Annotated in this window: 1 protein-coding gene; it reads right to left on the bottom strand. The window is 59.7% G+C overall.

The features are described from left to right. Nucleotides 1-54: 54 nt before the first annotated feature. Complete coding sequence (locus tag OC610_RS27745) at nucleotides 55-1,068, bottom strand: AI-2E family transporter (RefSeq protein WP_264432745.1); 1,014 nt, start codon at nucleotides 1,066-1,068, stop codon at nucleotides 55-57. Between the last annotated feature and the right edge of the window lie 131 nt (nucleotides 1,069-1,199).

The raw sequence follows: 1,199 nt of genomic DNA, 5'->3' as shown, positions 1-1,199 counted from the left end.
TGTGGGAGCGAGCTTGCTCGCGATGGGGCCAGGCCATACACCCCATCTATCGGATCAAACCATCCCCACCTGCTTCAACTCACTCTTGAGGTACGCATAATAAATCGGCCCCGCCACCACCCCTGGCAGGCCGAACGCGGCTTCGAACACCAGCATCGCCATGAGCAATTCCCACGACTTGGCGCTGATCTGCCCGCCGACGATGCGGGCGTTGAGGAAGTATTCGAGCTTGTGGATCACGATCAGGTAACCCAGCGCCGCCACCGCCACCCAGATCGACAGCGACAACGCGACGATGGTGATCAGTGTGTTGGACATCAGGTTGCCGATCACCGGCAACAGCCCCAGCAGGAACGTCATCACGATCAAGGTCTTGCTCAGCGGTAAGTGAATGCCGAACAACGGCAGCACCACCGCCAGGAAGATCCCGGTGAAGAACGTGTTGAGCATGGAAATCTTGATCTGCGCAAATACGATGTTGCGAAACGCCTTTACCAGCAGGTTCAAGCGATCGAACAGCGCGGCGGCCAGGGGCTTGCGCTTGGTCAGGTCAGGGATGCGCTGCAAGGCAATGATGGCCCCCAACACCATGCCGATCAGCAGCGTCACGAACATGTGGGCCGCGTCCTTGCCCACCAGTTGCAAGTCGCTCAGGTGCTTGCTCACCCAATCACTGATCGCCACCCGGAACTCGGCCGCGCTGGCCGGCAGGTAGGCATCGATGAACGGTGGTAATTGCCCGCGGGCGCGGTCTACCACGCCCATGAATTTATCCAGGGATGCACCCGGGTTCTCCGCTTCATGCAGCAGGAAGCTGATGGCTCCGGCGAAGATCAGGGACAGCACGCTCACCACTAGCGTGCCCAGCAGCGCCACTGCCAGCCAGCGGGCGCGCCGGCCTTCGATCAGTCGCTGCAACTGCGGCGTGAGCATATTGACCAGTTCGAACACCAGCAACCCGGCCAACAGGCTCGGCAACAGGCGCAGCGGCAACACCAGCAACAACCCACCGAAAATGATCACCCAACTGATCACCAACAACACATGACGCTGAGAAAACGTTGGCATACAGCCCCAGGACAAGAGTACGGCTTGAAAGGATTCGCAGTCTGCCAGCGATCCACCAGCAGCACTAGAGATTGTATCGGCCGACCTTGGTCGCAGTTCAGGTGTTTTTTTGCAGTGGCTGTGCCGGGCCC

Origin of the sequence: Pseudomonas agronomica, from assembly GCF_025917275.1 — a bacterium.
GTDB lineage: Bacteria > Pseudomonadota > Gammaproteobacteria > Pseudomonadales > Pseudomonadaceae > Aquipseudomonas > Aquipseudomonas agronomica.
The sequence above is the reverse complement of the archived record's forward strand: the minus strand, read 5'-3'. Positions and strand labels throughout refer to the sequence as shown.